We start from the raw sequence: 410 nt of genomic DNA on the forward strand, positions 1-410 counted from the left end.
TATGTTGGTCATGGCTGAGCCTCTTCAACTTTAACCAAAACATCCTTATCCAGCCATTCCAGTCCTTCAACAATATACTTGGGAACAGCCCAATCTGTCTTTTCAATAGCATACTCAATAGCGAAATTAGCTTTGCTGTCTTTTCCTATTTCTTTGGCCCTTTCAAAAACAGCATTTTCGAGCTCCAACCCCTTCAAGTCCTTTAATTCAAAAAGGCTTATATTCGCTAGAATAAACGCATCTTCAAAGCTTCGACCGCACAGATCACTTTCATCTTCATTCACCTGAAATGCTAATCGACGACATCCAGAAACTTTGGTGCTATCGTCTTTTGAACGTATATCCTCCAAATCAGAATACCCATTCATACCAAACCAGTTAGACAGCCCTACGTTACTTGAATGTGAACC

At 40.2% G+C, this 410-nt stretch carries 1 pseudogene; it reads right to left on the bottom strand.

Annotated features, from left to right (window positions below):
* Positions 1-8: 8 nt before the first annotated feature.
* Positions 9-410 (bottom strand): annotated as a pseudogene (locus tag EMN46_RS19215) (hypothetical protein); the annotation flags it as partial.

The sequence above is a fragment of the Ancylomarina sp. 16SWW S1-10-2 genome, assembly GCF_009669305.1.
Lineage (GTDB): Bacteria > Bacteroidota > Bacteroidia > Bacteroidales > Marinifilaceae > Ancylomarina.